Source organism: Mycolicibacterium komossense (genome assembly GCF_025822605.1).
GTDB classification, from domain to species: Bacteria; Actinomycetota; Actinomycetes; order Mycobacteriales; family Mycobacteriaceae; genus Mycobacterium; species Mycobacterium komossense.
Genome location: NZ_JACKTY010000029.1, coordinates 164,374 through 191,259 on the forward strand (window position 1 = coordinate 164,374; position 26,886 = coordinate 191,259).

General features: G+C 63.3%; 25 protein-coding genes. 13 read left to right on the plus strand and 12 right to left on the minus strand.

Annotated elements, in window-relative coordinates; genetic code table 11:
* Nucleotides 1-52: 52 nt before the first annotated feature.
* The 4 genes from H7J73_RS14230 to H7J73_RS14245 all read left to right on the plus strand — a co-directional run bounded on the left by H7J73_RS14230 (nucleotide 53) and on the right by H7J73_RS14245 (nucleotide 3,349).
* Entirely contained in the window at nucleotides 53-1,525 is a 1,473-nt protein-coding gene (locus tag H7J73_RS14230) for an LCP family protein (RefSeq protein ID WP_264068082.1), read from the plus strand.
* Between the two features lies 1 nt (nucleotide 1,526).
* Entirely contained in the window at nucleotides 1,527-2,264 is a 738-nt protein-coding gene (locus H7J73_RS14235; protein ID WP_435405496.1) for a TIGR03089 family protein, read from the plus strand.
* Nucleotides 2,265-2,520: 256 nt separating this feature from the next.
* A complete protein-coding gene (locus H7J73_RS14240; protein ID WP_264068083.1) occupies nucleotides 2,521-2,880 on the plus strand; it encodes a hypothetical protein in 360 nt (119 codons plus the stop codon).
* A 103-nt stretch (nucleotides 2,881-2,983) separates the two neighbouring features.
* The gene (locus H7J73_RS14245; protein ID WP_264068084.1) at nucleotides 2,984-3,349 is read left to right on the plus strand and encodes a hypothetical protein; all 366 of its coding nucleotides are present in this window, start codon (nucleotides 2,984-2,986) and stop codon (nucleotides 3,347-3,349) included.
* On the opposite strand, the gene H7J73_RS14250 is transcribed toward H7J73_RS14245, so the two are convergent.
* The 7 genes from H7J73_RS14250 to H7J73_RS14280 all read right to left on the minus strand — a co-directional run bounded on the left by H7J73_RS14250 (nucleotide 3,324) and on the right by H7J73_RS14280 (nucleotide 12,148).
* A complete protein-coding gene (locus H7J73_RS14250) occupies nucleotides 3,324-4,139 on the minus strand; it encodes a biotin--[acetyl-CoA-carboxylase] ligase (RefSeq protein WP_264068086.1) in 816 nt (271 codons plus the stop codon). The two genes, H7J73_RS14245 and H7J73_RS14250, sit on opposite strands and share 26 nt — an antisense overlap.
* A 32-nt stretch (nucleotides 4,140-4,171) precedes the next feature.
* Complete coding sequence (locus H7J73_RS14255; RefSeq protein ID WP_264068087.1) at nucleotides 4,172-5,749, minus strand: sugar transferase; 1,578 nt, start codon at nucleotides 5,747-5,749, stop codon at nucleotides 4,172-4,174.
* 502 nt (nucleotides 5,750-6,251) lie between these two features.
* Nucleotides 6,252-7,364, minus strand: a complete 1,113-nt coding sequence (locus H7J73_RS14260; protein ID WP_264068088.1) for a glycosyltransferase — start codon at nucleotides 7,362-7,364, stop codon at nucleotides 6,252-6,254.
* Between the two features lie 2 nt (nucleotides 7,365-7,366).
* Nucleotides 7,367-8,470: a glycoside hydrolase 5 family protein gene (locus H7J73_RS14265; RefSeq protein ID WP_264068090.1), complete on the minus strand. Its 1,104-nt coding sequence runs from the start codon at nucleotides 8,468-8,470 to the stop codon at nucleotides 7,367-7,369.
* The gene (locus H7J73_RS14270) at nucleotides 8,467-9,591 is read right to left on the minus strand and encodes an O-antigen ligase family protein (protein ID WP_264068091.1); all 1,125 of its coding nucleotides are present in this window, start codon (nucleotides 9,589-9,591) and stop codon (nucleotides 8,467-8,469) included. The genes H7J73_RS14265 and H7J73_RS14270 overlap by 4 nt, the downstream gene beginning before the upstream one ends.
* Nucleotides 9,592-9,818: 227 nt before the next feature.
* On the minus strand, nucleotides 9,819-10,904 hold the full coding sequence (locus H7J73_RS14275) for a glycosyltransferase family 4 protein (protein ID WP_264068092.1): 1,086 nt from the start codon (nucleotides 10,902-10,904) through the stop codon (nucleotides 9,819-9,821).
* A complete protein-coding gene (locus H7J73_RS14280; protein ID WP_264068095.1) occupies nucleotides 10,901-12,148 on the minus strand; it encodes a GumC domain-containing protein in 1,248 nt (415 codons plus the stop codon). The genes H7J73_RS14275 and H7J73_RS14280 overlap by 4 nt, the downstream gene beginning before the upstream one ends.
* Nucleotides 12,149-12,631: 483 nt before the next feature.
* On the opposite strand from H7J73_RS14280, the gene H7J73_RS14285 reads away from it, so the two are divergent.
* From H7J73_RS14285 to H7J73_RS14295, 3 genes are read left to right on the plus strand one after another with little or no spacing between them, the layout of a single operon-like run.
* Nucleotides 12,632-13,690 carry a glycosyltransferase family 4 protein gene (locus H7J73_RS14285; RefSeq protein WP_264068096.1) on the plus strand — a complete coding sequence of 353 codons (1,059 nt, stop codon included), beginning with the start codon at nucleotides 12,632-12,634 and terminating at the stop codon, nucleotides 13,688-13,690.
* Nucleotides 13,687-15,177 carry an oligosaccharide flippase family protein gene (locus H7J73_RS14290; RefSeq protein WP_264068097.1) on the plus strand — a complete coding sequence of 497 codons (1,491 nt, stop codon included), beginning with the start codon at nucleotides 13,687-13,689 and terminating at the stop codon, nucleotides 15,175-15,177. Before H7J73_RS14285 ends, H7J73_RS14290 begins: the two co-directional genes overlap by 4 nt.
* Nucleotides 15,174-16,274: a glycosyltransferase family 4 protein gene (locus H7J73_RS14295; protein ID WP_264068098.1), complete on the plus strand. Its 1,101-nt coding sequence runs from the start codon at nucleotides 15,174-15,176 to the stop codon at nucleotides 16,272-16,274. The genes H7J73_RS14290 and H7J73_RS14295 overlap by 4 nt, the downstream gene beginning before the upstream one ends.
* Nucleotides 16,275-16,285: 11 nt before the next feature.
* On the opposite strand, the gene H7J73_RS14300 is transcribed toward H7J73_RS14295, so the two are convergent.
* Nucleotides 16,286-17,167: a glycosyltransferase family 2 protein gene (locus H7J73_RS14300; RefSeq protein ID WP_308207417.1), complete on the minus strand. Its 882-nt coding sequence runs from the start codon at nucleotides 17,165-17,167 to the stop codon at nucleotides 16,286-16,288.
* Nucleotides 17,168-17,636: 469 nt separating this feature from the next.
* On the opposite strand from H7J73_RS14300, the gene H7J73_RS14305 reads away from it, so the two are divergent.
* From H7J73_RS14305 to H7J73_RS14315, 3 genes are all read left to right on the plus strand, one after another.
* Entirely contained in the window at nucleotides 17,637-17,978 is a 342-nt protein-coding gene (locus tag H7J73_RS14305) for a hypothetical protein (protein ID WP_264068101.1), read from the plus strand.
* Nucleotides 17,935-18,168 (plus strand): hypothetical protein, encoded by a 234-nt coding sequence (locus H7J73_RS14310; protein ID WP_264068102.1) that lies wholly within the window; start codon nucleotides 17,935-17,937, stop codon nucleotides 18,166-18,168. The genes H7J73_RS14305 and H7J73_RS14310 overlap by 44 nt, the downstream gene beginning before the upstream one ends.
* Before the next feature lie 470 nt (nucleotides 18,169-18,638).
* Nucleotides 18,639-20,168 (plus strand): carbohydrate-binding domain-containing protein, encoded by a 1,530-nt coding sequence (locus H7J73_RS14315; protein ID WP_264068103.1) that lies wholly within the window; start codon nucleotides 18,639-18,641, stop codon nucleotides 20,166-20,168.
* Between the two features lie 26 nt (nucleotides 20,169-20,194).
* Here H7J73_RS14315 and H7J73_RS14320 read toward each other — a convergent pair whose 3' ends face one another.
* The 3 genes from H7J73_RS14320 to H7J73_RS14330 are packed head-to-tail and all read right to left on the minus strand — an operon-like array spanning nucleotide 20,195 to nucleotide 23,144.
* Nucleotides 20,195-21,364 carry an acyl-CoA dehydrogenase gene (locus tag H7J73_RS14320; RefSeq protein WP_264068104.1) on the minus strand — a complete coding sequence of 390 codons (1,170 nt, stop codon included), beginning with the start codon at nucleotides 21,362-21,364 and terminating at the stop codon, nucleotides 20,195-20,197.
* A 29-nt stretch (nucleotides 21,365-21,393) separates the two neighbouring features.
* Nucleotides 21,394-21,909 carry a 5-(carboxyamino)imidazole ribonucleotide mutase gene (gene purE / locus H7J73_RS14325; protein ID WP_264068105.1) on the minus strand — a complete coding sequence of 172 codons (516 nt, stop codon included), beginning with the start codon at nucleotides 21,907-21,909 and terminating at the stop codon, nucleotides 21,394-21,396.
* Nucleotides 21,906-23,144 carry a 5-(carboxyamino)imidazole ribonucleotide synthase gene (locus tag H7J73_RS14330; protein ID WP_264068523.1) on the minus strand — a complete coding sequence of 413 codons (1,239 nt, stop codon included), beginning with the start codon at nucleotides 23,142-23,144 and terminating at the stop codon, nucleotides 21,906-21,908. Before H7J73_RS14330 ends, purE begins: the two co-directional genes overlap by 4 nt.
* An 86-nt stretch (nucleotides 23,145-23,230) precedes the next feature.
* On the opposite strand from H7J73_RS14330, the gene H7J73_RS14335 reads away from it, so the two are divergent.
* A complete protein-coding gene (locus H7J73_RS14335) occupies nucleotides 23,231-23,890 on the plus strand; it encodes a GtrA family protein (protein ID WP_264068106.1) in 660 nt (219 codons plus the stop codon).
* On the opposite strand, the gene H7J73_RS14340 is transcribed toward H7J73_RS14335, so the two are convergent.
* Entirely contained in the window at nucleotides 23,845-24,363 is a 519-nt protein-coding gene (locus H7J73_RS14340) for a PH domain-containing protein (RefSeq protein ID WP_264068107.1), read from the minus strand. The genes H7J73_RS14335 and H7J73_RS14340 overlap by 46 nt on opposite strands.
* Nucleotides 24,364-24,888: 525 nt before the next feature.
* Between H7J73_RS14340 and H7J73_RS14345 the strand changes: the two genes are divergently transcribed.
* Both H7J73_RS14345 and H7J73_RS14350 read left to right on the plus strand, forming a co-directional pair.
* Entirely contained in the window at nucleotides 24,889-26,019 is a 1,131-nt protein-coding gene (locus H7J73_RS14345; RefSeq protein WP_264068108.1) for a glycosyltransferase family 4 protein, read from the plus strand.
* Complete coding sequence (locus H7J73_RS14350; RefSeq protein ID WP_264068109.1) at nucleotides 26,016-26,768, plus strand: polysaccharide deacetylase family protein; 753 nt, start codon at nucleotides 26,016-26,018, stop codon at nucleotides 26,766-26,768. The genes H7J73_RS14345 and H7J73_RS14350 overlap by 4 nt, the downstream gene beginning before the upstream one ends.
* The last annotated feature ends 118 nt before the right edge of the window (nucleotides 26,769-26,886 follow it).

The window sequence follows — 26,886 nt, forward strand, 5'->3', positions numbered from 1 at the left end:
ACGCCGCACCCGGCTACCCGGTTACTGGCGGTCTCGCCAGTAGCCTGGTCTGATGCCTGCCCGGGTCCTCCGAATCGTCGCCACCGTGGTCGCACTGTCGATCGTGCTCGTCACGGGTGTCGCGTGGAGCAAGATCCGCTCGTTCGAACAAGGGATCAACCACATCAGCGCTGCCGCGCTCGGCGGCGGTGGAGACGACGGCGCCATCGACATCCTGCTGGTCGGGTTGGACAGCCGGACCGACGCGCACGGCAATCCGCTCTCGGCCGACGAGCTCGCGGCCCTGCATGCCGGTGACGACGTCTCGACCAACACCGACACCATCATCCTGGTGCGTATCCCCAACAACGGACAGTCTGCCACCGCAATCTCGATCCCCCGCGACTCCTATGTCGAGGCACCGGGATTGGGCAAGACCAAGATCAACGGCGTGTTCGGCCAGATCAAACTGGAAAAGATGAAGCAGCTCGTCGAAGACCAGGGCGTGGACCCGGCGGTGGCGGAACCGAAAGCCACCGAGGCAGGACGCGAGGCGCTCATCAAGACGGTCGCCGACCTGACCGGTGTCACGGTCGATCATTACGCGGAGATCGGGCTGCTGGGCTTCTCACTGATCACCGACGCCATCGGCGGTGTCGACGTGTGCCTCAAAGACGCGGTGTACGAACCTCTTTCAGGCGCGGACTTCCCCGCCGGCTGGCAGCGGCTGAACGGGCCGCAGGCGCTGAGTTTCGTCCGGCAGCGCCACGACCTGCCGCGCGGTGACCTGGATCGCGTCGTGCGCCAGCAAGTCGTGATGGCTTCGCTTGCCCACCAGGTGATTTCAGGCAAGACGTTGTCCAGCCCGGCGACGCTGGACCGGTTGCAGCAGGCCGTGCAGCGGTCGGTGGTACTCAGCGACGGCTGGGACATCATGGCCTTCATCGACCAGCTGCAGAAGCTGGCCGGCGGTAGCGTCGCCTTCGCGACCATTCCGGTCCTCGACGAGGCCGGCTGGAGCGACGACGGCATGCAGAGCGTGGTGCGGGTGGATCCCCTGGCGGTCAAGGACTGGGTGACCAGCCTGCTCCATGACCAGGCCGAGGGCAAGACCGAGCAGTTGGCGTATTCACCGGATAAGACCACCGTGGAGGTGGTCAACGACACCCAGATCAACGGCCTGGCGGCTGCGGTCTCAGACGTGTTGTCCACCAAGGGGTTCGGTAGCGGAAATGTCGGAAACAATGAGACCGGGCCCGTCTCCAACAGTCAGGTACAGGCCTCGGCGTCCGACGATCTGGGTGCCGTTGCGGTAGCCAAGGAGTTGGGCGGCCTGCCGGTCGTCGCCAATGACTCGGTCCCTCAGGGCTCGGTGCGGGTGGTGCTGGCCGCGGACTACACCGGGCCCGGGTCGGGCTTGCAGGGCGACAGCCAGATGCTGAGCGGCGACACCGCCGACCCGGCCGCCGCCACCTCCGATGTGACAGCTCCCCCGCCGTCACCGATCATCACCGCAGCGTCCAACGACCCGCAGTGCGTCAACTAGCGTGCCAGTCAACCTCTCCAGCGCGCTGCTGGATCCGCTGATTCGCGACGACCCCATGGGTCCACGGATCACCTATTACGACGACGCCACCGGGGAACGGATCGAGGTCTCCGCGGTCACACTGGTCAACTGGGCGGCCAAGACCGCCAACCTGCTGCGCGACGAGTTGGGCGCCGGTCCGGGCAGCCGGGTTGCCGTGCTGCTGCCGGCTCACTGGCAGACCGCCGCGGTGTTGTTCGGAACCTGGTGGGTCGGCGCCGAGGTGGTGCTTCCGGCCCCCGGCCAAGCTGTGCCGGAGGGCTCAGCCGATATCGCCTTGTGCACGATCGACCGACTCGACGAGGCGGACCGGGCGGCAGGTCTGGGTGAAATCGCCGTGTTGTCGCTGGATCCGTTCGGCAAGCCGGTACCGGATCTGCCGATCGGGCTGACCGACTATGCGACATCGGTACGAGTTCATGGCGACCAGGTCATCCCGGAACGATCACCGGGCGACGCGCTGGCCGGTCGATCCGCCGAGGACCTGTTGGCCGCCGCCCGCGCGGCCGCGGGAACGGCTGAACTGACCGCAACCGACCGAGTGTGGTCGGCCGGAGGGTGGGAAACTCCCGAGCTGTTGGTGGGTAATCTGCTGGCGGTATTCGCCGCCGGAGCGTCGCTGGTGCAGGTCGCGAACCCGGACCCCGCCGCCCAGGACAGACGTAGGACGACCGAGAAGGTCACTCGCACTTTGCGATGACAGCGCAAACTTAGCAAAGGAACCCTGGCAAGGCTTAACCACCGATTTGCATGCAAACAACTGCAAAACATATGTATTTTGTCGCAAAAGTGCCTCAGATCGGCCAATCTCAGCGACGTTTCAGGGTTTACCAGCCAACCACCCAGGTATGGCTGTTAGCTTCTTCTGACGTAGTTTCGCTGGTGCCGCCGGATCGTTAGCCCAGCTTCAGCGCACAGCAGAAGTAACTACGCCGCCGATGATGCCGGGAGTTCGGATGGGCGTGACCTTCGCCGCGATCACCACGGTCATTGTCCTGTCGGCTTGGCACCTCCGAATTCGACGCCACCCCAGTTGGTCAGTCAGCGGCGACGGCCGGTTCTACATCATGAGCGGCTATCCGATGATGGCGCTCGCCGTGTACTGGCTGACCGCTTCACCCACCTCAACCGAGTGGGAGTGGGCGCTGGGCAATATGTGGGCACTCGCCGCCATGATCTCGTTTGTCTACGGCGTCAACGCCCTGGACAGCGCGTCGCACCGGCGGCGCGCCGCCGCCCACACCATCGAGTCCATCCCGCAGCGACTCCCTGACGGTGCCCATGACGCCGTCAACGGCCACCGGACAGGTGCCTAGATATTGGGTGGAATGATCTACCCGGAGTGTTGCGGCAGACACCCCCGCAGGCGCAGAATGCAAGCAGACTGTGGCCACTTTTTGGCCACCGCAGCCTGGGGGGTTGTTGACGAACACGACCGTACTCGGGATCGCAATGGTCATTGCGCTCGGTGCGTGGCACCTCCGCATCCGCCGGCACCCCAACTGGTGCCACAGTCGCGACGCCCGGTTCTACATCACGCTGGGCTATCCGCTGGTCGCAGTCGCGGTGTTCTTCCTGGCCAATACCATTGGGCACACGGACGTGAACTGGCTGATCGGCATGGTGTGGTCGCTGGTGTCGGTGTCGCTGTTCGTCTACGGCTTCCAGGCGCTGCAGACACCCGTCACGCCGGGCCGTGCCAATCCCGCCGTCGTCACCGTGGGGATGCAGTTGCACCAGACCCCACCGGCCGCGAACGTCACCCGGCCGGACGTAGATGCGTGACGTCTCCGGCGGCGACCGTCACGCGTTCGTCCGCGGTGTCGATCAATAGCCTGCCCAACTGGTCAACGTCGCGGGCCACCCCGATGACCTGTTTGTCACCCGGCAAGATCGCCCGGACATCGCTGCCCAACGTCACGCTGCGGCGGCGGTAGTCGGCGGCCAATGCTTTGTCGGCGCCGTTCGCAGCCCGCCAGCTGTCGATCCTCGAAGCCAGGTGTCCCAGGATGGTGCTCAACAACTGATTTCGATCCACGTCCGGCACTCCCAACATCGCCAACGATCGTGCAGCGGGATCAGGCGCTTCGGCCTCGGTCAGTGTGACGTTGAGTCCCAGCCCGACGACGATCACCTGCGCAGGTGCGGCGACCTCGGCGAGGATGCCCCCGAGTTTTCCACCAGGGACGAGAACGTCGTTGGGCCACTTGAGCCCGGCCTGCACACCGGTCACCTCGGCGACCGCGTCCACCACGGCCACCCCGGTGGCCAGCGGCAACCATCCCCAGCCCGAGGGTGGGACCGCGGCGGCGTCGATCCCGACAGAGACCGAGATCTGGGAGCGCGCCGGCGCCGACCATACCCGCCCGTGGCGTCCCCGCCCGGCGTTCTGAAATTCCGCGGCCAGCACTGCACCGCGAATATCCTCGCCCGCGCTTGCCCGGGCCAGAAGGTCGGCATTGGTCGAGCCGGTCTGCGTTACGACGTCGATGAGACGCCAACGGCCCGCCGGCTCGACGGCGCTGGCGCGGAGTTCCGCGATGTCGAGGGCGGGTCGTGAGGGTTCGGTGTTCACCGGCTGAGATTACTGGCCGCTGCCGCGATCAGTCAGTAGGCACCGTCGCGGTTCAGCACTGCCCGGGCGGTGCGCCACACGATGACCAGATCCTGGACGCAGGACCAGTTGTCGACATAGGAATGGTCGAGCCGGATTCGTTCCTCCTCGGACACATCCGAGCGACCCGAGACCTGCCACAGACCGGTGATGCCGGGCTTGACGAGTGCCCGTCGCGCCACGAAATCCTCGACAGACTCACCCTCTCCGGGGACCAGCGGTCGCGGGCCCACGATGCTCATCGATCCCCCGAGGACGTTGAACAGCTGAGGTAACTCGTCGACACTGGTAGCCCTGATCAACCGACCGACGCGAGTCACTCGGGAATCCGAGGCCGATTTGAAGAACACGCCAGCGTTGCCGCCCTTGGACTGCTCGGCACCCTTGCGAATCTCGGCGTCGACCGACATGCTGCGGAACTTCAGGATCCGGAAAAGCTTTCCGTGTTGGCCGACACGGTCCTGCCGGAAGAACACCGGTCCGCCGTCATCGCATTTGATCGCTAAGGCGGTGATCACCATCGCGGGCAGGAGAACGGCCAGCGCTGCGGTACCGAAGATCAGATCGAAGGCGCGCTTTCCGTACATGGACGGCCCACCGTGGTTGGGTCGGGCGATGTGGAACAGCGGAAGGTTGTCGATGGGCCGCAGTTTGAGCCGAGGGCCGGCAATATCGGTCATCCCGGGCACGACGATGATGTCCACGCCGAGCGAGTCCAGCCTCCAGGCCAGCTTCCTCATCTTCTCGTGACCCAGTTGCTCGACAGCGGTGACGGCCAGCGCATCGGCCCCGGTCAGCCTGAGCGCGACTTCGACCGAGTTCTCGTCACCAAGGATAGGTAGGGCGCCACTGGAGGTGATCAGCTGCTGACCGACTGCGCCGTCGTAGTCCGGTATGCAGACCCCTGCCACCGAGTAGCCGACCTCCTTGGACCGGTCGAGGCTGGTGCACAGCACCGCGGCCTGCTCCGGCTTGCCCAGGATCAGCACCCGGGTGACGAACTCCCCACGCAACCGCTTCTTCGCTAGATTCCGTCGGATGGCGTGCCGCCCGGCCAGCAGCCCGACCAGGCCGATCGGCAGGGCGATCATCAGGTAGCCCCGCGACAGCTGGGTCTGCAGGATCAGGCTGGTGACCGCGGCCAACCCGAACACCCATGCGGTCGCCGACACGACCCGCCGATACTCCTCGCTGCCGATGCCAACGAGCGAGATGTCTCGCGATTGGAGAACACCCAGGGCCACCAGCCAGGTGAGCGCCAACCCGACCGAGAGAGCCGTAGCCCGTTCCCAGCTCACATAACCGCTGGACTCGGTCCCGAAGAGATCGAACCTGCCGATCTGAGCCAGCACGACGGCGGCGATGACGACGATCGAGTCGACGGCGAGGACCTGCCGTCGATACGACCGTTGCCATCGTCTGCCTTCGGAGGTTCGGGCCGTGGCGTCATCCAACAACTGGCTGACAGGCGTCGGCCCGAACTCCGCGGTGGCGTGATCATCACTGCGACCGGAGCCCAGCGGAAACGAGTTCGACGGGCCCCGGACCGGACCCACTACATCCGGTCCCACTAGATGAAAAATTGATCGCTCGACGGCCCCCGCGCCTGAGCGGACGGACGGCGCGGAGAATTCCGCTTCCGCCTCGTCTGAGGGATGCGCAGCTGACATCTTCGTGAGGCCACTTTCGTTAGCTGTAGGAATTTCTAGCTAATATTTTCACGTCTGTAGCCCGAGTGCCACGTTTCAAACCCATCCAGTGACATAGATCACAGTATTGACTCGATCGTATATTTGCCGTGATTGCTCGATATTTCGTGTCCCGCTCGATCAATAGTGCTTGAGCTCGATCTATCAGACATCACATCCGCGCGTGTCGCCTTAATATGTTTGCTGTAATGAATGCAAATTATTGACGGTTGGGCCCCACTCGGCAGTGCCATCCGACACTGGCATCGTTGCTTTTCGCACGGATTCTGAGTTCCAGCACTTTTTCGTCCTGATGCCCATTTCATGGGTGCCGGACGCAAACCTGTGGGGCTACGACACCCGGCAGTTGGCTCGAATACAAGCGTCAGTTGGCCAGAACGCCATCGACCACGTCACGAATCCGCCTCCGGAAATTCTCCCGTGAGAAGTTCTCCGCCCAGACCCGGACCTCACCGTGGTGATAGTCAGCCGGCGTGAACGAGCGCATGGCAGCCGCGAAACCAGCCACCACCTCGTCATCGCTACCGGTGTCTACCAGCACTCCGGACCGCTCAGGCACCACGGTGTCCACCGCTCCGCCCGCTCCGAGTGCGATCACCGGCAAACCGGTGGCCATCGCTTCCACCGGCACGATGCCGAAATCCTCGATTCCCGGCATCACCAGGGCTCGCGCGCGGCGATACAAATCGAGCAACTCCTGGTGAGAAACGCGTCCCACAAACGTGGTGTCGGGACCAGCAAGTTCCCGGCACGCGGTCATGGCCCGGCCGTCGCCGACCACCACCAGTCGCTTGCCGGCTTGTTTCGCGGCGCGAATCGCCAGATCGGGCCGCTTGTAGGGCACTAACCGGCCCGCCAGGAGAAAGAAATCCCCGCGCTCGACCGAATCGTCGGGGGTGAAGCCCTCGGTATCCACCGGCGGATGCACAACGACCGCATCACGCCCCCACCAGCGGGAGATCCGATCGGCCACCGCGGTGGAATTGGCAACCACCTGCTGCAACCGGCCAACAGCCGCGAGTTCTCCACGCCGCGCAATTCGGGACAGCCCTGAGAGCACCGCAGCGCCGGCCGGCCCGCCGGCCTCCTGCGCCCGCAAGGCGGGATCCCAGGCCCAGCGCGCTGGGCTGTGCACATAGGCGATGACGGGCGCGTCGGTGGCGAAGGCCACCTGAGTGGCGAACGCATGATGACTTGCGATGACGACGTCGACCTCGCCCAGTCGCATCCCACGGAAACTACGGGGCATCAACGGGGTCAGCGGCGCGTACGAGCGCTGGCCGAGCATGCGGTAGGGCGAGTCCAGCCACGTCGTCACCGGAGGCGCCGACAATCCGTTGGGTATCCCCACCGCCCTGGCCAACGGGACGTGTACATCCGCATCGGGCCACTGCCGCGCCAGTTGTTCGACGACATGTTCGGAACCGGCGATCTCGGTGAATCGCTCGTGCACGATCGCGATACGGGTTGCCGACATCGTCAACACTTGCCGGACATCGCGGAAACCACGGCGTAGGCGGGCTTTTCAGAGAAATCGAGCCGCAAAAGCCCGAAGTGGTCCTCGACATCGTTCGGGTCGGCGCCACGGTCTCGGCTCTGATGGATGAACAAGGGGCCGAAGTAGGACGCGCCCCGCATCCGATCGATCCCCTGGCTGATCGCAGTGGCCTGCGCGTCTTCGGATACGGCTTGGTCAGGGGCGCCGCCGGTGGGCGCTCCGAACTCGGTGATCCAGATCTTCTTTCCACCATCGCCGTTGTCGACCATGGTGTTTCGGATGATCTCGATACGTTGGAAGGTGTTCCAATCACCGGTGTCTGGATCATCAGGAAGCGCGGGATAGGTGTAGGGATGGATGCCGACCGCATCCCAGGAGCCCTTGTCTGCGACGTTGTATAGCTGATCGACGAACGTGGTCGGAGCGATACTCAGGCCATCGTCACCCGCGGGCGCAAGCCCGGCGGTGATGATCTGGGCACCGGGCGCGCGGGCTCGGATCTGAGCCGAGGCGGCCTCGATCATGGATGCATAGACCGCGACATCTGGCCGTGGTTTAGCGAAAATGGGGTTGTTCGGCTCATTCCAGATCTCCCACGCGCCTATCCGTCCGGCGTACCGAGCGGCGGCGTCGCCGGCGAACCGGCCGAATTCCTTCACATCCGCTGGTAGAGCGAACGTCTCCCCCGAGGCGTCAGCAGGGCGCGCCCACTGCGGTGTGGACAACACGATCCCGAGGAGGCGAAATCCGCGCGCCAGTGCGAAATCCACCACGCGGTCCGTCTGGCCCCAGTTCTCCTGCCCCCGGGTCCCCTCCACCACCGCCCAATCGGCACCGACCCGCAGCCAACGAACGCCGGCGGCGCGCATGAAGCTCAGCTCCCGGTCCAGGTCGTCATCGGACAGGCTCATCAGTTCGGCCCCTCCGGCGATACCGATATCCTCGCCGGCGGCACAATTCACCGGCTCCGCAGTCGATTCCGGCGCGGGTCCCATCACGCCGACCAGCGCGACTGCCGCGACCAGGATCACAACATGACAGAACACCAGCACGCGCGTCGTCCACGGTCGTCGAGCTTCCATCATCTCAGCGCTCCGACGGCTGGAGCCGCATCCAATCCCTGCTCGGTCCGAACAAGGTTGTTAGACAGCGGTATAGAGCCGACTGCACCGAGCAACAGCCAGGTGTAGTAATCCATCGGGAAGATCTCCAAATATGTCGAGACAAACGATGCGACCATCGCGGCAGCGAGCACCGCGCCCACCCCGATCGCAAAGCTGGACTCAATCCGATCTGCAGCCTTGCGAGCGACCTTGAGAGTGGACACAAGTGCCGCCACCACGAACATCAAGAAGAACCACAGGCCCACCGGGCCGAGCTCGATCAGTATCTTCACGTAGTAGTTGTCAGGCTGATACGGCACCCCCATGGAGTAGGCCGTCGCGCCGTCGATGCGGTTGGCCAGGCTATCCGGCAACCGGATGGGGTCAGTCACGAGCTTGTCCGCGGCTGACCCCGCTCGTCCGAGGCCGGCGCCCCATGGTTTGTCCAGGATCATCAACCATGACACCCGCCAGCCTTCGGCTCTGGTACCGAAACTATCGGGCGAGAAGACGGTCGCGATGGCACTTTTCGGAATCGCAAGGAGAATGACGGGCACCGCGACGACACCCGTAATTGCTAAACCGGCCAACACCTTTCGGTATCGGAAAACGCCGATCCAGAGCAGCCCGACGGCCAGACCGACGTAGCTGGCTCGAACCACAGAGAGCACCATCCCTGCCACCAGCACAGGAAGAAGGCACAAGAAGACCTGATTGCGCCGCCGACGCGGGTCGCCGAGTGCGACGGTCAGACCGATCAGGATGGTCAGCATCAGGAAAAGCCCATACCCAAAGGGCTGATTGAATGTCCCGAAACTCCGCAACATATCGCCGGCGGTACGGACCTGGTCTCCGAACTTGTAGCCCAGATCGACGAGGAATTGCTCACCGAGGAACTGTTGCGCAATCCCCCAACTGGCGTTGATGGTACCGACTGCGAGCACTATGGTGACGAGCTTGTCACGGTCGGCAGCGGTGAACGGCGCCAGCCAGAGCGCAACCACGACCAGCAGATAGAAAAAAGTAATCTTGATCGGTATCAAACTGAGCACGCCTAAGGTGACAACGGCTGAAGCACAACCGAATACGGCAAATGCCGCCATCGCGGGCCACCACGGAACATTCAAGCGCCGCGGGACCCGACCTCGGGTGGCATACGCCGCGGACAACAGCGTCAACAGCACCATCGCTTCTTTCCACCACGGCGGGACGCTGAAGGGGAGAATCGGCAATAGACCATTGAACGGGGTGAGCGCGGCCAGCAGTAGCAGGCCCCGCTGCGCGCGGTGAAAGATGAAGTACGCCGCCACACCGAGTGCGGCTACGGCAATCAACACCGCAACGCCAACTGCTCGAGATAGACGTCGATGTAGTCAGCGCTCATCCGGTCCACCGAGAATCGCTCTATCCCCTGTCTCGACTTCTCGGCGAGATCTCTTCTCAGCTCCGGCGACTGCAATACGCGACGGATCAAGTTGGCCAATTCCGCACTGTCACCGACGGGGAAGAGCAAGCCAGAGTCGCCGCCGTCAAGAGCTTCAGGAATACCGTCAACCGCAGACGCAATGATCGGCACACCGGCTTCGCGAGCTTCCGACACCACGAGCGGATATGGATCGCGCCTCGACGCCAAGACCATGACGGTGGCCGCATTGAGGTACTTAGCGGGCTCACGTTCGAGGCCAACAAAGTGGATTCGGTCACCACAGGACAGCTCCGCTGCCCTCGTGACCACTTCTTGCCAATCCTGATTTCCGACAAACCACACAGATAGATCGGGAAACTCGGACGCGAGCCGTTCGAACGCCGCCACGACAACATCAGCACCCTTGCGCTCCGACACCGCGCCGAGTACCACGATGGACCTGTCACCGAGGCTCATCGCTGGGACCTCAGCCGCCGGGCGCCGGCGCGGAGTACCGATGGTGCCGTTGTGCACCATCTTCCTTCGGGGCGCGGGAATTCCGCGCTTCGCCATGGCTTGACTGACCGCATCGCTGACGCTGACAGTCGCATCACTGAGCCCCATCAGCAGTGCGCCACGCTGATACTCATTGTGCACAGTGGTCACCAGGCGATAGTCGGCAGCGCGCCGTTTGACGGTGCTTTCGAATCGCACGAGATACGACAGCAGCGCAGGTGTCAGGGTGTGCGAATGCACGATGTCGGGCTCGAACTCGGCAAGAAGAGTTTTCAGGCCGTGCCGGGCGGTCCGAAGTGAGCCCGGACGACGGTCGAAGCGCAACATGCGATGCTGAACTCCAAACGTCTCAACCAGTTCTACGTAGCCGCCGCCGGACGAGATCACCATGACCTCGTGCCCATCGGCAGCCTGCATACAGGCCAGATCTACCGCCACATTGACAATGCCGTTCCCGGTGTCGCACAGCTCGCTCAACAGGTGTGCGATCCTCACGAATCGACGTCCACATCGTTGCTTTCCCGGCTGGCGGTGACGGGCTCGGCAGCGGAATCGTTGGCCAGTGCCTCCGTTGCGGTGTCCGTCGTGGCTGACGCGCCCGGCACCGGGATCAACACCATCCGGCTCGGAATGCCAAGACTGGACAAGGTTTTCGCGGTCTGGGCGACAGCACGGCGCGCGTTCTCACCGACGCATGCCATCACGATCACCAGCCCGATCTGATCACCAAGCTTCGCTGCCCAATTCGAGGTCATGAGTTCAACCTCGATGAGTTCGGGGTGCACTTCTCCGGCCAGCCAGGTCCGCAGTGTGCTCTCCGCGCGAATCGTGACGATCACCATCGTCCGCTGATCTCGGCTGGCTCTGCGGGCGATCAACCCCGCAGTCACCGGAGGGAACCCGGTCGATGTCGACTCCCTGGTCTCGATGGTCATCGAGTTCGCGCTAGTTATCCGTTCCGCGCTGGGCATGGTGAGGCGGCGCCCGAAGCGACCGCGGGTGAACGCCAGGGCTTCGGCGGTAACGATGAACGCCAGCAAGGCCGCGAACAGTGCGACAGATTTAGACACAGGGGCGGTCGCAGCGATACTCCCCGCGTCAGGCGCGGCCAGCACTGACAGACCGTTCACCCCGCCTTCGCGAATGCGGTTGATCTGATTGACGAGATCTTGGATCCGCAGAACCAGATTGGCGCGTACCGGATCACCGTCTGCGGTCGGATCGGAGTAACCGTACTTTTCGGTGAATGCCTCATCGATCGCCGCAACCTGTTGTTGCAGCGACTCGAGCTCCGCACTCGGCACCGCCACGGCGCGGTCAAGCTCTTGGAGACGCTGAGCGCGGGACTCCTTGTCGAGACTTTGCACCGTCAAGGTCGCCAACATCAGAGCCTGTTGTCGGTCCGGCGCGGTTCCTGTGACGTCTAATAGGAGTGGGGATTTCGAGACCTTGACAACGGCGTTTTCGCCGACCCGATCGGCATCCCAACCGATGCCCATCTCGTGCGCCGTCGCCTGACGAACCGTCTGGGATTGCGCCAACGCCAAGTAGGGCGCGGTCATCTGATAGAGGTAGGCATCGCCGCTGACCACTGGTATCTGAGCGTCGATCTGGGCGGTAACGGTGGCCGTGTAGGTGGGTTTGATCTGGGCCAGCACAAACTGGGCCAACAATCCAACGAGTAGAGCCACCGCAGCGGACGGAATCGAGACCTTCAGCAGCCTCCTGAGGTGGCCCATGACGTCAGGGGTCCTGCCGTCGTCTAGCGGGTTGATAAGCACGTCAGGTATTCACTTTCTCACGGGTCACCCTTGCTGAACTACACAGCACTGTGAATTCAGCGACTTCACATCGGGTCAGTTTTTTACGATCTGTGCAGATTTGGCAAATGGAAACAATGTCAAAGTCCCCACCGTGTCCTGACCACGGCTTCCCGAGCTGACCACAGGCGCTCCACCGGGTCCGGAGGCGAACCCAAAACGCACCCACCTGCTAGTCCGATGATCGCCCCAGGGGCCGACCACAGTCCGATCCGTGGAATTATCTGCCGTGACCGAAGCCGGGACCTGAATCTTTCGCTTCGCCACGGGCAAAGTCTAACCTATTGCAAGACGCAAGGTACGGCTGCTCGTCAGCGAAGAGTTAAGATCGACCAGCGCCAACGGTGGCACCAGACAGTTCAGCTATGTGAGACACGCTAAGTGAGATAGGAGTGCGGCCACGTGACGACTTCCGGGGACGCGATCGCTTTCGGCGCGCTCGCCTTGCAGCCCGGAAGTGGCGGCGTCAGCACGTATGCCCGGGAATTCTTGCGCGCAGTCGCCCCCCGGCTATCCACGACCGGCGAGGCATCTGCCCTGGTCCAGCGATCGGCTGAGGCCGATCTTCCGACCGGTATCAAGGCTGTGACCGTGCGCAACAGCCGCGGCGCGGTCAGGGCCTTACAGGCGAAACTGCCGGTGGGACACTCCGATATCTTTCATAGCCTCGACGTCGACCTGCCGATTTCCGGACCACGCATGTCAGTCGCGACCGTGCACGATCTCTCGGTCTTCGACGTGCCGTGGGCGTTCGGGAAGGTGCGTGCGCTCGGAGAACAAGCATTGGTCACTGACTCGTTACGGCGGGCCGACGTCATCATCGCCGTCTCGATGTTCACCGCCGAACGAATCCGCGATATCAGTGGACGACAGTCCGTGGTGACGCCTCTGGCGCCTGGCCCGTGGGCGACGCCTCCGCTGCCAGGTGCTGTGGACGCCGTCCGGGCGAAGTATCAGTTGCCGGATGAGTTCATCCTCCAGGTGGCCACAGTCGAACCGCGGAAGCGACCGCACCTGGTCGCCGAGGCGGCCCGTGCGCTCGGCATTCCATGCGTGCTCGCCGGCCAGGGCTCGACGGGCCGGTTCGCGCCTGCTTCGGCCATCGGTCTCGGCTACGTGCCGATCGAGGACCTTCCCGCGATGTACTGTGCCGCCACGGTGGTCGCCTACGCGTCGGTCTATGAAGGTTTCGGGCTGCCTCCCGTCGAAGCGATGGCGTGCGGTGCCGCAGTGGTCGCCAGCAAGGTCGGCGGCCTACCCGATGTCGTCGACGACGGCGCCGTTCTGGTAGCGACGAACCGGTTGGCTGATTGGACCGAAGCTCTTCGCTTGTTGGTCAACGATTCCGACGCCAGGGCGGAACTGAGCGTACGCGGACAGCTCGCGGCGCAGAGGCTGTCCTGGACTCGGACTGCCGAGCTCACGATGAACGCCTACGGCCTGTCCGGAGCATATTTGTGACAGATCAGGCCGAGCGACAGGCCGAGCGCTCACCTTCCGAACGTGCCGTTCGCAACACGTTCTCGCTACTCGCCAGCCGCGTGGCTATTGCGGCTATGGGTTGGGCCGGAACAGTAATCATCGCCCGGATGATGTCGCCGGACGAGTGGGGCAAGTTCTCCTTCATTTTCGGAGTGCTCGGCCTGATGTCGATTGTCACCGATCTCGGCGTCGGACGTGTCGTACTGGCCAAGCTCGTCGATGACGATGAAGACGAACGCGCCAGAGTCGCTACGTCTTTCATCCTGTTGCGGGTGGCGTTAGGGTGCATCGGCTACGTGGTAGCGATCCTGTTCGTCGTCATCTCCGGATACTCCGCTCACGTCGTGTGGGCGACCGCGGTGGCAGGGATCGTGGTCGTGATCGCGACACCTAGTCATGCGCTGACGGTCCTATACCAGAGCCGGTTGCGGCTGACCTACGTGGCCGCTGCCGAGATGCTCGGCCAGCTGGCTCAACTCATCTTCACCATCCTTGCCGCACTGCTGGCACCGATACTCATCGTGTTCGTGATCCCGGCGATCGTCAACGAAGTGGTGAGTATTGTCGGCAAGATCCGCGGAGTGCGCCGCGGACATGTGGGCACGGCCACCATCTCTCGACCAGAGATATGGCGCTGGAAAGAGATGCTCCTGGAAGCCGTGCCGCTGAGCATCGGCTTTGCCTTCATCGAAATGACCTCGAAGATCGACCTGGTCATGCTGGCGCGCCTGGACAGTTTCGACGCGGTTGGGTTGTACTCCGTCGGATACAAGTTCGCCGATTTCGTTCTCGTCGCCGCGGTCGCCGTGGTCACCCCGTTCACCACCTTGATGGTGTCGGCATGGCCTGACGATCCTGCTGCGTTTCGCAGGGCTATCCATCGTGCGGCATCCATCATCGCCGTCCTCGGCGCAGCAGGCCTGGCAGCGTTCTGGCCCGCCGCCAACCACCTACTTGCTCTGCTCTACGGCGAGCGTTTCGAGGCCGCGGCATTCTCAACCAACTTGCTGGTGACCGGCGCTTGCCTCTCCGCGCTCTCCCAGCTCGGGCTGATGGTGCTGGTATCAGCGGGCAAGCACAAGGTGTACCCCTGGGTGTCATTGCTGGTGTTGCTACTCAATGTCGGCCTGAACCTTGTCCTGATCCCACGCTTCTCCTATCACGGCGCAGCGTGGGCCACGCTCATCAGCGAGGCCGCGCTGCTGGCGGTCGTCTGCGTGGTCGTGTTGTTCAGCGTCAAGATTTCCGGGATGCTGCCGGCAGGCGCTGTGGTCGGGCCGGCCTTACTTGCCGCGGCCGTCATCGCCATTACGACACTGGTGCCGGGCCTGCATTCGGCACCGTGGGTACTTCTTGCCTGTGTCAACCCCGCGGTCACGCTGCTCGGGGCTCACCTACTCGGGCTGACCGGCGGCCTCAGCCTGCGGCGCACATTCAGACGCACAACGGCGAGAGTCAAGCCGTGACCTGTCCAGCGGAAGCCGGGCGCCGAATCGTCTTCGTATCGCATACCGACGCCGTATCCGGCGCTGAACGGGTGTTGATCGCGCTGGCGACGGAGGCCTTGGCTGATGGCCGACAGGTGGTGGTCGCATGCCCGACGGGGGTGCTGAGCGCACAGTTGCCCGCGAACATCCGACACATACCGATACCGAAGCTCGGGTTCTCCGCCGCGAGCGGGATCGACCGATACTTCGCGATGGTCCGTCTGTTGATGAACTGGGTACGCGCCGCGGTCATCCTGCGTCCGCTCACCACTGACAGCCACACCAGCGTCATCGTGAACTCGCTGTTCGCTCTACCCGCCCTGCGGTTGACGCTGCGCAAGCGGTGCTGCGCCTGGTTGGTGCATGACACCGTGACGATGCGTAAGCAGCGGATGGTCGTGCGGTTCAGCGGTCCAGCCATCCGACGCGCCGTGGCCGTTTCACACACCACCGCAAGGCAATTGGAAGATTTTGATTTTCCGGTTCTGGTGTCCTTCAACGGTGTGCACCTCAAGGCCGAACCGGCCGATATCGCCACGCTGGAACGTCCGGTGGTCGGGATACTGGCCAAGCTCACTCCATGGAAAGGTCACCGGGTAGCCCTGGAAGCGATGAGACTCGTACCCGGCGTTGACCTGGAGATGGCCGGCGATCATTTTCCCGGCGAGGACGACTACGTCGGCGAACTTCGTTGCACCGCAAACGACCCCGAGCTCATCGGCCGGGTCCGATTCCTCGGACATGCCGACTCGACGCAGTGTCTTGGCAGGTGGACCGCCTTGATATCACCGAGCGTGGGGCCCGAGGCCGGCCCGTTGGGGATCCTCGAAGCGATGTCGGCCGGTGTTCCTGTGATCGCCACCGACCATGGCGGATCCGCGGAATACCTCGATGGCGATGTGGGTCTTCTGGTCACCCCGGGCGATCCGAAGGCGCTTGCTGAGGCGATCACATCGCTCATCTCCGAACCGGGGTTGCGTCGAGTGATGGCACAGCGCGGGCGGGAGAAGGTGGCCAGACTGCACGACGTCACGGTCACTGTGCCGCGCATGCTGCGACTGCTCACCGAAGACTGACCGGACCCGGCCTACTTCGCCGATATTGGCATGCGCCGGTGCCCTCTGGCGATATCGGCAGTTTTGATGCCCAGGCGGCGCACTGCCGCCCGCGCGACCCTCAGATCTCCTGTGGCGACATCGAGCAGTCTGATCCTGTCCGAAAGTTCCTGTCCCATAGCGTGATTGAATCGGATGATATCGACAAACTTGCTCACCGTGCTGGTTCGGCTCGACACGTTGTAGGACGACGCACGGTTGGATGCCAGCGATACCGACTGCCCGTAGAACGCACCCCTGGCACACAGTCTGACCCAGAGATCGATATCCAGCGCATACATGAAATTCGCCCGGAACCCCGCCGTCTTGGCGATGTCAGCGGTGCGGAACATGAAAGCACCGGTGGGCCCCACCTCATCGGGAAGCTTGCGGACCAGTGTCCGGACGGCCTGCTCCGACGTTCGATACCCCTGGAGCTCGTGAGCCCCGAGCTGGCGCGCAATCACTGCGCCGTCGTCGTCGACGACGTCGAACAGCGACGAGGTGGCCGCGATACCGTCGTCACCCATCGTGTCGACTTGGATCGACAGGCACTGCGGTGCAATGAGGTCGTCGGCACAGACCAGTTTGAACAACTCGCCCCGAGCATGGCGAACCGCAGTGTTCCAATTCTCAGCCATCGGAAGCGTGGTCTCGTTGTGGTAGAGGCGGATACGCGAATCCTTGATCGAGTTCACGATGGACCGGGTGCCGTCGCTGCTGTTGTTGTCGATCACGACGATCTCGAAGTCGTCGAAGTCCTGGGCGAGAATGGACTCCAGCGTGGCAGCGATGGTCCGTTCAGCGTTCAACGCTGGCACACAGACAGAAACCCGCGGATTCACGACATCTCCCACACCGTCACCACAGATCACCGGTTGTTGATTCGCGGAGCCACTTCGGACCGGCGGCGTTTGGCAAAGGACGGCGTCTGGACTATGTACAACTCCGCGACATCCCCTCTATTCGCCGAACCAATCTCAGCTAATAACCGCGTTGACCTTACCACCGCTCCTGACGCCTCGACAGTTATCGGGGTTCGTACCCACACGCGGGATTTGAGGACTAGCGCGCCGATGCATGTTCACCGGGCTTTATCTGCAGATATGCGCTCAGGCCGCGGACACTGGCCCGGAGTCGCGGCGTCGGAAACAGCATGCACAGCCGGCGCAATCTGCAGACGCACTTCCGCATTGACAAGCGCTTTCAGCACTTTTCAACGTAGGTGCCAGAGCTCTTTCAGCAATGGATGTAGACGATTCCGCAAAGTGGACCTCGGCTGATAGGCCATGAGTAGTCGTTGGGCGGATTCTCGTAGGAGGTCCGGTTCGGAGGAGGCTACTCATGTCGGTGTTGGAGGTTGCGCTTGATCCGGCGACGGTGATCGTCGCGATAGATCCGGGTAAGGCATTCCATCGGATGTGGATCAGCAACGGCTCGGGAACGCTGGTCGATCAGATGTCGTTGTCGGTCTCGCGAGAAGGCATTTCCCAGCTGGAGCTGGCGCCAAACTCACCATCATTCGCCGAGCGGGATGCGCAACTGCGGGCCCGTGGCATGGCCCCGATCCAGGCCCGCGTCGCGCTTGCCCGCCACGCGTGCCGCCTGGCCTACCGACTACTGCGAACCCATCAACCCTTCGATGAACAGCGCTATCGTCAAGGAAGGCTCAGCGGCGAACGGTGACGGCCTTGTCGGCTATGCCGCTCGACAGCGCAACCTAGCTTGCCGCCCGCTCGCCCTGGGCCGCCATCACGGCGCACACGAAAGCCTGCCGGAACTCGACGACCCACCAACCAACACAGACGCACTGTTCATCGCGTTGAAAGCCGAGCATCCCGCCCGGCCGGTCAACCACGCCCAACGTCAACCTTGACTGCCAGCGCGAAAGCTAGTGCGCAGGCGGCGCGCCGCCCTGTTGCGCGCAACCGGGCGGATACCGCGCGAACACCTACGTGATCGTTCCGCCACGAGAAGTCAACTGCCGACTGATGGACCTGCTCGGCAGTGTCCACCTGCCCCTCGCCGTGGCGCTGTGGGCGCTGCGGGCACGGAGATCGGCGCCACCAGCGCACAGACTCGGCTGGAGTCCAAGCGTCAACAAGACGTAGCCCGACCAGATCAGCTACTTGCCTTTTGCGTGGGGGCGACGCCAGCACGCTGGGCAACCTCCCCATATTGCAATTCTTAGCGAATTTCGCCATTGTTTCAAAGAAATTTCTGAATCGGCTGGGCGCCCAAACACATAGCAGCAGTGCGCGATTAATAGACCCTCGATGATGGCCGGTCACGCAACGCATCGTTACCAAAGCGATAGGCGTTTCCATTGCAATTAAAGTGACGGAAGTGAAAAGTGTGCTCTCAGATTCCCCCCGTTTTAGGAGCGCACCCCCGATGCGGAAGATCCGTTTAGGCATTGCACTGTTCGCGCTTCTATCCACGCTCCTGTCGATGGTTGCCTTTCAGCGCGCGCCCCGTGCTGCCGCCGACGACGCCGTACTTGTCGCCAATTCGATGGCGGTAACCCCATCCTCCGCCGCATCCGTTTACCCTGACAAGACTGCCACCGGTGGCTCATCACTTCTGCTGCAGTCCAATTCCATTGCCTCCAAGACGATCTCGCTTCCCGCATCAACTTCGGTTACCGTGCGAGTCAAGGGACAGCAGTGCTTCGGTGCACCGACCATGAGCGTCGCCGTGGACGGAAAGACCGTGATTTCCACGGCGGTCAGTGCGACATCGTGGACGACGTTCACTGTGCCGGTCACCATTCCAGCCGGCTCGCACAGCTTTTCCGTTGCCTTCACAAACGACTTTGTTTTCTTCTGCGACCGGAATCTTTTCGTGGACAGTATCACTGTCACCCCCGCGGTGGCCTCGAACCCACCCACAACAACCCCACCTGTGCAAGTGAACTTTCATGGTCTAGTCGGGGGTAATCAAAGCGGTGCGTTGTTCCAAATGTCAGATGCCGACCTGGGGCGCGAGCTCGATATGGCCGCCGCCGCAGGGGTGCGCCTCATACGCCTTGGCGTGGACTGGTCGTCCATTGAATTCAACAAGGGTGTCCGCGACTGGTCGGGCACCGACCGCGTCGTCAACGCCGTTGTCGCCAGAGGCATGAGCCCGCTGGGGCTTGTCACCTACACACCGCAGTGGGCCAGTGGCTCGTCAGACAGTCACACTCCCCCGACGGATCCGAACACCTTTGCCTCCTTCGCCAAGGATGCGGCGACGAGATACTTGGGCAAAATCGCGGCCTGGGAAGTGTGGAACGAACCCAACATCGTGGCGTTCTTCAAACCCAAACCCAATATCGCCACCTACAACAAACTGTTGGCCGCCAGCTACACCGCCATCAAGTCGGTCAGCGCCAATCTGACGGTCGTCTCGGCTGGACTCTCGCCCGCCGGCGACAACGGCACCGATATCGCTCCGTTGACGTTCGTCAAGGGGATCTACTCGGCAGGCGCGAACAAGTACCTGGACGCTCTCGGCATGCACCCCTACACTTTTCCGGCGTTGCCTAACGATCCAACGACGGCGTCCTGGAGCGCATTTCAGCTGATGACCCCGATGCGCGCCGTGATGGTCGCCGGCGGTGACACGGCGAAATTGATCTGGCTCACGGAATTCGGCGCCCCGACGGGAACCGATCCGGCTGCCGTCACCGAGAGCGTTCAGGCACAGACCATTTCGATCGTGCTCCAGACCGCCCGCGATACGGCATGGCTAGGCCCGGCATTCCTCTACTCGATCCGCGATGCGGGCACCGACCCGTCGGACCGTGAACAGAACTTCGGCGTCCTGCGCAAGGATTTCTCCGCCAAGGCCGGCTATGCAGCCCTCAAGGCGATCGCCACCGCATCGCAGTGAGTACCCCAACTACTGACCGGTTCGGGTCAGCGCAGGAGGGCGCGTGACATCACGACCCGTTGGATTTGGTTGGTGCCTTCATAGATCTGGGTGATCTTGGCATCGCGCATCATCCGTTCCACCGGGAAATCAGTGGTGTAGCCGGCACCACCGAAGAGCTGCACCGCATCGGTGGTGACCTCCATCGCCACATCGGAGGCAAAGCATTTCGACGCCGCCGAGATGAAGCCGAGATTGCCCTCACCGCGCTCGGCACGCGCAGCGGCCGAGTAGACCATCAGCCGGGCCGCCTCGACCTTCATCGCCATATCGGCGAGCATGAACTGCACTCCCTGGAAATCAGAGATCGACTGTCCGAACTGCTTGCGGTCCTTGGTATAGGCGATCGCGGCGTCCACCGCGCCCTGGGCGATGCCCACCGCCTGCGCACCGATCGTCGGACGCGTGTGGTCCAGCGTGGCCAACGCCGTCTTAAAACCGGTGCCCGGCGCACCGATGATCCGGTCACCGGGAATGCGGCAATTCTCGAAGTACAACTCGGTGGTCGGCGAGCCCTTGATCCCGAGCTTGCGCTCCTTGGGGCCGACGGCGAAGCCCTCGTCGTCCTTGTGCACCATGAACGACGAAATGCCGTTGGCACCCTTGTCGGGGTCGGTCACCGCCATCACCGTGTACCAGGTCGACTTGCCCCCGTTCGTGATCCAACACTTGGCACCATTGAGAATCCAGTCATCCCCGTCGGCCTTGGCCCGCGTCCGCATCGAGGCAGCGTCACTGCCGGCCTCGCGCTCCGACAGCGCATAGGAGGCCATTGCCTCACCAGAGGCCAACGACGGCAACACCTGCTTCTTCAGCTCGTCGCTGCCCCGCAGGATCAAGCCCATGGTGCCCAGCTTGTTGACCGCCGGGATCAGTGAGGCCGACGCATCGACGCGCGCCACCTCTTCGATGACGATGCACGCCGCCACCGAGTCAGCGCCTTGCCCGTCGTACTCCTCCGGCACGTGCACAGCGTTAAAACCCGAGGCGATCAGCGCCTGCAAGGCCTCGTCAGGGAATCGTGCGTGCTCATCGACGTCGGCTGCGTGCGGCGCGATCTCCTTCTCCGACAGTGCCCGGATCGCGGCCCGGAGCTCGACATGCTCCTCCGGCAGTTGAAACAGATCGAACGACGAATTACCGGCCCAACCAGCCATCATGGTCTCCTTGCTACTCGCCGGTAACTTTACCCGGCTGTGTCGTGTCCGAGAAGTCGGTCCCGAAGCGCCCGGTCTTTCTCTAGCACCATCGCTTCCAGATCGGCTTGGAACTGGATCATCCGGCCACGCAGCGCGGGGTCGGATGCGCCGAGGATTCGCGCTGCCAGCAGTCCGGCGTTGCGGGCCCCGCCGATGGACACCGTCGCCACCGGCACTCCGGCCGGCATCTGCACGATCGACAGCAGGGAATCCAGACCATCCAGTCGGACCAGCGGTACCGGTACGCCGATCACCGGCAGCGGCGTCGCCGATGCCACCATCCCAGGTAGATGGGCCGCTCCACCGGCACCGGCGATGATGACCTGGATGCCCCGCGCAACGGCGCCTTGCGCGTAGTCGAGCATGCGGCCGGGTGTGCGGTGTGCGGACACGACCCCGACCTCGAACGGAATCTCGAATTCGGCAAGCGCTTCGGCTGCGTCGGACATCACCGACCAGTCGCTGTCGCTACCCATGATGAGCCCGACGAGGGGTGTGCTCATGAGTGTTCGTCCCATCCGTCGGTCCATTCGGCGTGCGACAACCAGTGTGCGGCCCGCATGGCACGCTCCCGAAGGGCAGCCACGTCTGGGCTTCTGCCGCCGTTTGGCGGCGCGACAATATTGACATGCCCGAGCTTGCGTCCCGCTCGCTCGCCCTTGCCGTACAGGTGCACCTTCGCGTCGGGCATCCGGGCGAACAGATGGTGCACCCGTTCGTCCACCGACATGGCGGGCGCCTGCGGGGCGCCGAGCACATTGCCCATGACGGTCACGGACCCCGTGGCCGACGTATCGCCAAGCGGGTAATCCAGAACAGCCCGCAAGTGTTGTTCGAACTGGCTGGTCACCGACCCGTCCATGGTCCAGTGACCGGAATTGTGCGGCCGCATCGCGAGCTCGTTGACCAACAGCGTGCCCGCCGTGGTCTCGAACAGCTCGACGGCGAGGACCCCAACCACGCCGAGTTCGTGCGCCAGCCGTAGGCCGAGTTCCTGTGCCGCCGCGGCCAGTTCGTCGGAAAGATCCTGCGCCGGGGCGATCACCTCGACACAAATACCGTCCCGTTGCACGGTTTCGACCACGGGCCACGCCGCGCCCTGCCCGAACGGGGACCTCGCCACCAAGGCCGAGAGCTCGCGGCGCATCGCCACTCGTTCCTCCACAAGCACCGGCACGCCACGATCAAGGTAGTCACTCGCGATCGCCCTGGCTGCCGTCGGGTCATCGGCCATGCTGACCCCACGCCCGTCGTAACCGCCACGGATCGTCTTGATGACCACGGGGCCGCCGATCTCCTCGGCGAACGCCACCACATCGTCGGCGGTCTCCACCGCAGAGTAGCGCGGCACGGGCGCGCCCAGCGCAGCAAGTCTCCGACGCATGATCAGCTTGTCCTGGGCATGGATCAGCGCACCGGGCGGCGGCGCGACGTTGACGCCCTCGGCGACGAGGGTGTCGAGCATCTCGGTCGGCACGTGCTCGTGATCGAACGTCAGGGCATCGGCGCCCGCGGCAACCTTGCGCAGGGCGTCCAGGTCGGTGTGCGAGCCGATGACGACATCGGGACTGACCTGCGCGGCCGGATCGGCGGGGTCGACGGCCAGAACCCGCAGGGTCTGACCCAGGGCGATCGCCGCCTGGTGGGTCATCCTGGCGAGCTGACCGCCGCCGATCATCGCGACGACAGGGTTTGCCCTTGGGGGCCGGGTGGGTGAGGTGGGTGCCACGGCCATCATGGTGTCATGACCGCAATGCGAGGGGTTGACCTGCGGCGCGACAGCGCTTTCGCGGCGGAACCGTTGCATACGTACACTAAGGAGTCGTGTCCTTCGCTGATGCCACGATCGCGCGCCTGCCGCGACCGGTCCGTCCATTTGCCGAACGGCACCATGAACTCATCAAGTTCGCCATTGTCGGCGGCACCACATTCATCATCGATTCGGCGATTTTCTACACGCTCAAGCTGACGATTCTCGAGCCGAAGCCGGTCACGGCGAAGATCATCGCCGGTGTCGTCGCGGTCATCGCGTCCTACATCCTCAACCGCGAGTGGAGCTTCCGCGATCGCGGCGGCCGGGAGCGTCATCACGAAGCACTGCTGTTCTTCGGTTTCAGCGCTGTCGGCGTGCTCCTGAGCATGGCGCCGCTGTGGTTCTCCAGCTACGTCCTGCAGCTTCGGGTGCCGACTGTGACGTTGACCATGGAGAACATCGCGGACTTTTTGTCGGCCTACATCATCGGCAATCTGCTGCAGATGGGGTTCCGGTTCTGGGCGTTCAAGCGGTGGGTATTCCCCGATGCGCTCGGTGGCGACTCGGAGAAGGCCCTGGAATCCGCGCTCACCGGTGGCGGTATCGCTGAGGTATTCGAGGACGAGTTCGAGGCACACCCCCCCAAGGTCACCCCGCTACGCCGGCCGAGCCGGCGTTCGCCCGATCAGCTGGGCGATTCTTCAGACCCCAAGGTGTCGAAGACTTCGTGATAGAGCAGCGCATGCACCTGCTCGACCCGGGGAATATCGTAGAAATCCAACGGGTCCTGCGACGCTGATTCGATGATCAGGGTGCCGGTGCGCAGCATCCGGTCCAATAGTCCGTGCCTGAACTCCACGCTGTTGATCCGGGCCAACGGAATATCGATACCGGTGCGGGTCAGTAAGCCGTGCCGGAACATCACCCGGCGGTCGGTGATCACGAAATGCGTTGTCCACCAGGTGAAAAACGGCCAGAGCGTCAGCCAGCCGATCAGCACCAGCCAGATCGCCAGAATGACAAGTGACACCACCGTCTTGGCGGTCCGTTCCCAGCCCAATGAGTTGACGTAGGCGGCAACGAACGATGCAGCGGCGGTGGCAACGATGAGAACCAACACCGGCCCGATGAGGCGTTTCCAGTGCGGATGGCGATGCAGGACCACCTGCTCGTCCTTGGCGAGAACATTTTCCGGGTAGCTCACGATGGCACTGTACGCAGCCGTAGGGCTCGCGAGCAGTCCAACCGGGGCAGCGCCACCAGCGGTTCTGGCAACCGATAATTCTGCGGCGACGATCCATTGTCCGGGCGATTGCTGGCCGACATTTGCCGCGATGTCAACAAGTGGCTGAATTTGGGTTGCTGAATCCCTTTTCCAGTCGGCCGTCGCGCGCGGTCAGCGTCGTAATGCCCTCACCACCGTGCGCAGATCGGCCATCATCCACCACACCGGGAGGCGACCACCAGGTCGATCCCGCTTCGCTGACGATACGATCGCAGCACTACCTCGGCCGGTGCATCCATTGCCGAGCGGCACCGTGAACGCATCAAGTAGGAGCATCGAAACGGCCGCGCCGGGCCGCCTCGAGGAGTTCGTCCTCGCGGCGGCGGTTAGCAGTCAGCAACGTTCTGAAGGTATAGTTGGCACACGTGTGCACGCATCGCATCCAGAGCGCATCACATTTGCCAGCATTGCGATGCCCCCCGGGGAATCGGGAGAGGAACGGTCGTGCGCGCACTGTTCATTAACGAGAACATCGGCGGCCATGCCACCGTTCATCATTCGCTCCGTCGAGCATTTGCGCAGCGTAACGATATTGACGTTGAGTTCATCGACGCCAACGAGCCTCAGCTCATCGCAAAGGTCCTGCGCAAACCGGTGCCCGTGCTTGGCCGTTGGGATGTCGACCTGCAACCGTTGCGAAGCCAGTTGCTGCACTCCTGTGCGCTACGTCAACGGGTGGCGGACCGGCTACTCCAGGGCGACATCGACGTCATGCACGTCTACACACAAAACTGCATGCTTGGCTCCCATCGGTTGCTTCAGCAGGTACCTACCGTCGTCACCACCGATAGCACCAACGAGCTGAATGCCTACTCGCTCTCTTACCGCACCGCGACCAGGTTCACGCCATGGGCGGTCCGGGCCTCGTTGCCGTTCGAACGCCGTGTTCTCGAAGCCGCAAGAATGGTGGTCTCCAACGCCGATCGAGTCACAACGTCATTGACGGGTCCCGCTTACCACTTGGCGCCCGAGAAGGTGATAACCCAGCCGATGGGGATCTGGTCGCCATTCCTGGATGGCTCGCGCCGGCTACCAGAACCGCCGGCCGATCGGCGTCCGACGATCGTCTTCGTTGGCGCCCAGATGGAGCCCAAGGGCGGGAATACCCTGCTGGATCTTCATCAGCGGTATTTGGCCGACAGATGCGACCTGCTGCTCATCACCAGAGATGCGGTCGGAACGCACCCGGCGGTCACCGTCGTCAACGACCTGAGTTCCGGCGATGACCGGCTCTGGGATCTTCTCGCGGGCGCCGACATGATGTGCTTTCCGTCGGCAATCGACCAATCACCGAATGTCATCCTTGAGGCCGGCGCCGCGGGCCTTCCGGTCATCGCCTCACGAACCGGTGCGATACCGGACATGGTGGTCGACGGCCGCACGGGAATCCTGGTCGACCATCTCGATCAGGCGAACATCCTGGCCGCCCTCAGAATGCTCCTCGACAACCCCGCCAAGCGGCGTGACATGGGCCGCGCGGCACACGCGCATATCGCCGAACACTTCGACATCCAGCACAGCGCCGCCATGTTGACCGCACTGTTCGCTGACATCACCACGGCGGCTCGTCGGTGATCCTCAGCCCTCCCGGGGCAGTCGTACTCGCCTACCACGACATCCTGCCCAATGGGCACGAGCCCTTTCAGTATGCGGTGTCGCTCAACCACTTTCGACTCCATCTTGATCTGTTGTCGCGCCTGCGGTTCGCGATCGTGCCTCTGAGTGAAATCACCCGACGGCACCGCGACGGCCGTTCACTGAGGGGATTGGCGACAGTCATGTTCGACGACGCCATCATCGGCGTTCATCAACTCGCCATCTCCGAGCTCACCGACCGTCGCCTGCCATGGACGCTGGCGGTGGTAACCGATCGACTCGGGGTCGAACCGCAGTGGTGGCCGGGTAGCCGGCGAACGATGACCCGGCAGGAACTCGACGATGCGGTCGCCGCCGGGGCGGAGTTAGCAGTACACACCGAAACTCACTGCAACCTCACTGGACTTGATGACCAAGAGTTGGACACCGAGATCCGCCGCAGCAGGCGGCGCCTCGAAGACTGGACGGGAAAAGCCGTCACCGACGTCGTCTACCCGGGTGGGTGCCACACCCTGCGGGTGCGGACAGCAGCCCGCGAAGCGGGGTTCGAGGCTGGCTATTCCTTCACCAACGGGCGAGTCGGCCATGCCATCGATCCGTTCATGCTGCCGCGACTGACCATGCACGACGGGATGACCGCGGTCCCGACACTGCGGTCGCTGCTGCGACCGGCCTTCACGTGGCCACGACTCGCCACCGAGATGCTCGGCGACACCGAGTTCCCCTAGCCCTCACCCGGCCCAGTTCAGCCGGACCCGGCCGTTTCCCCGATGGCGTCAGCAAACGCTCTGCACTCCGCCGTCGCGCCTTCATCCGGCGCCACGGACGGCAATTAAGTAACCGCTA